Origin of the sequence: Halomonas sp. 707D4, from assembly GCF_024158685.1 — a bacterium.
In the GTDB taxonomy this organism is placed as follows: Bacteria; Pseudomonadota; Gammaproteobacteria; order Pseudomonadales; family Halomonadaceae; genus Vreelandella.
Genome location: NZ_JAMZBD010000370.1, coordinates 1 through 3097 on the forward strand (window position 1 = coordinate 1; position 3097 = coordinate 3097).

General features: G+C 67.6%; 2 protein-coding genes and 1 pseudogene. All 3 read left to right on the plus strand.

Going from position 1 to position 3097, the window contains the following annotated elements; all coding sequences use genetic code 11:
- Positions 1-169: 169 nt before the first annotated feature.
- Positions 170-2194 carry a CocE/NonD family hydrolase gene (locus BIS11_RS13770; RefSeq protein WP_253421513.1) on the plus strand — a complete coding sequence of 675 codons (2025 nt, stop codon included), beginning with the start codon at positions 170-172 and terminating at the stop codon, positions 2192-2194.
- Positions 2195-2265: 71 nt separating this feature from the next.
- Positions 2266-2346: pseudogene (locus BIS11_RS18590) on the plus strand (hypothetical protein); the annotation flags it as partial.
- Between the two features lie 124 nt (positions 2347-2470).
- Positions 2471-3097: LysR substrate-binding domain-containing protein (locus BIS11_RS13775; RefSeq protein ID WP_367399216.1), on the plus strand; the 627-nt coding region annotated here is incomplete at its 3' end.

Sequence of the window (3097 nt, forward strand, 5' to 3'; positions counted from 1 at the left end):
GGGTCATGGTGAGCTTCATCGGCATCGACGGCGTGAAGATGCTCTCGAATCTCGGCGGCCTGCCGGCGCTGGTCATCGTCCTGATCGCCACCGGGTCGCTCTGGGTCTGGCTCAAGCATCCGGAGCGCCTGGACATTCCTACCTCATCCACCAGCCAAGAGCGTGCTTCATGAATATCAAGCAGGAGTTCCCTCATCGCGTCCGCGAACTGGAAAACGTCTGGATACCGCTTGCCGACGGCACTCGCCTGGCGGCGCGTATCTGGATGCCCGACGACGCCGACGCGGCGCCGGTACCGGCCATCCTCGAGTACCTGCCTTACAGAAAGCGTGACGGTACGGCGATTCGTGACGAGCTGACCCACCCCTACTTCGCCGGCCACGGCTACGCCTGCGTGCGCGTGGACATGCGCGGCAACGGTGAATCCGACGGCCTGATGGAGGACGAGTACCTCCCTCAGGAGCAGGCCGACGCGCTGGAGGTGATCGACTGGATCGCCCGCCAGCCCTGGTGCGACGGCACCCTCGGCATGATGGGCATCTCCTGGGGCGGCTTCAACGGCTTGCAGGTGGCCGCCCTGCGCCCCGCCCCGCTCAAGGCGATCATCACGCTCTGCTCCACCGACGACCGCTACGCCGACGACATCCACTACAAGGGCGGCAACATGCTGCTGGAGAACCTGGGCTGGGCGGCGACCATGCTCAACTTCTCCGCCGCGGCCCCGGACCCGCTGCTGGTAGGCGAACAGTGGCGCGAGATGTGGCTTTCGCGCCTTCGCGACATGCCGCTTCTCGCCGAGACCTGGCTTTCGCACCAGCACCGCGACAACTACTGGAAGCACGGCTCGATCTGCGAGAACTACGCGGATATCGAGGCGGCGGTCTACATGATCAGCGGCTGGGGCGACTCCTACATCAACACCATCCCGCGCATGATGGAGCATCTCGAGTGCCCGAAGAAGGCGCTGCTGGGCCCCTGGATGCACAAGTATCCGCACTTCGCGCTGCCCGAGCCTGCGATCGGCTTCCTCCAGGAGGCGCTGCGCTGGTGGGACTACTGGCTCAAGGGTATCGACACCGGCATCATGGACAAGCCCGCGGCCACCTTCTACCTGCAGGACGGCCTGCCGCCGGCGCCCAAGTACGCCGAGCGCCCGGGGCGCTGGGTCCAGACCGACGGCTGGCCGGCGGGCGAGCAGAGCATCGAGACACGCAGGCTGTTTCTGTCCGAGCAGGGGCTTTGCCCGCAAGGCGCGCTCGAGAGCGATCGCGCGATCGCCTCGCCACTCACCGCCGGCGCCTGGCAGGGCGAGTACATACCGCTCTGGTTCGGTGCGGATTTCCCGCCGGATCAACGCCGCGACGATGGCCTGTCGCTCACCTTCGACTCCGCCCCCTACCCACAGGGGCTGGATATCCTCGGCCAGCCCACGCTGGACGTGACGCTTGCCAGCAGCGAAGCCTGCGGGCAGCTGCACGTGCGGCTTTGTGACGTGTCACCGACCGGCGAGAGCGCGCTGATCACTTACGCCACGCTGAACCTGAACCTGCGCGATGACAAGGGCCGCGTCGATCCACCGGTTCCCGGCGAGCCGATGCCGATTCGTCTGGCGCTGGATCTGATCGGCTACCGCCTGCCCGAGGGGCACCGGCTGCGCGTGGCGCTCTCCAGCGCCAGCTTCCCACTGGTGTGGTCGCCGAAAAGGCGCGCCGATCTCACCCTGCTCGCCGGCCGCCCGCTGCTGGAGCTTCCGGTTTCCAAGGGCGATTACGTGCCCATGCCGTTCGAGGCCCCGGAAAGCGCTCGGCCGTGTGCGGTGACCACCCACCGCCAGGGCGAGCCGCGACGCACGATCAGCGAGGACGTGGGCAACGGCGAGGTCACGGTGACCGTCGAGGACGACATGGGCGCTATCTCCTTCGACGACCACGGCCTGCGGGTCGAGCAGTACGCCAGGGAGGTCTACACCAGCCACCCCGTCGACGCCACGCGCACCCGAGCGGAGATCGAGTGGGTCTACCGTGCCGGCCGCGACCAGGGCGAAGGCCGCTTCGCGGTCTCGGTGGTGAGCCGCTACCAGCTCACCTGCGACGAGGAGACCTTCTACCTCACCGCCCAGCAGACGGCCCACGAGGGCGACACGCTTGTCAGCGAGCGCACCTGGCAGCGCGACATCCCGAGGACGGCGCTCTAGCGCCGGGCGCCCCCGCCAGGCAGGAGTGGTATGCTAGGCGCTTCACATTGAAGCCGCCGATGAGTTCGACCATGCGTGATGCCCTGCCGCCCCTCTCCTGCCTGCGCGCCTTCGAAGCCGCCGCCCGCCACCTGAGTTTTACCCAGGCGGGCGGTGAGCTGAACCTGTCGCAAAGCGCCGTGAGCCGCCAGATCAAGGGACCTGGGCCGCCCTCTGTTCGAGCGTCACGTCGAGGGGCTGCGCCTGACGCCCTCTGGCGAGCGCTACTTTCGCGTCGTGCAGCGACTTCTGCGCGAGTTGAGCGACGAGACCGCCCGGCTTCGCCGGCGCGGCGACAGTCGCCAGCTGACGCTGGCCTCGAGCCCCACCATCGCCTCGATCTGGCTGGCGCGCCAGCTGCCCGCCTTTCAGCGCGCGCACCCGCACATCGAGATTCGCATTCTCACCGTCGAGGATCCCCACCGGCTCGACCTGGGCGAGTTCGACCTCGGCATCTACTACCACGTGCCCTTCGAGGTCGACCCACCGGGGCTGACCGCCCACGCCATCTTCGCCGACGAAGAGGTGGCGGCCGTGTGCAGCCCCATCTACCTAGAGCGTCACGGCAAGCACATCACGCCCGAGGCGCTCCTGAGCGACCATACGCTGATGGTGGTGGAGGATCACTACCACGACTGGCTGACCTGGGAGATCTGGTTCAGCGAGCTGGGCCTTGCCTGGCGCCCCCCGGAGCACACCCTGCGCGCCAACAGCTTTCAGCTACTCATGAACGCCACCCTCGCGGGCCAGGGCGTGACACTTGGCTGGATGCGCCTGCTCGAGGCCGAGATACGCCAGGGCAACCTGGTGCCGGCGATGGCGCATCGCCTGCAAAGCCGCGGCAAGCTTTCACTGTTCACGCCC

Excerpts from the sequence above, each read along its gene's own strand:
- BIS11_RS13770 (WP_253421513.1), top strand. The coding sequence starts at position 170 with ATGAATATCAAGCAGGAGTTCCCTCATCGCGTCCGCGAACTGGAAAAC.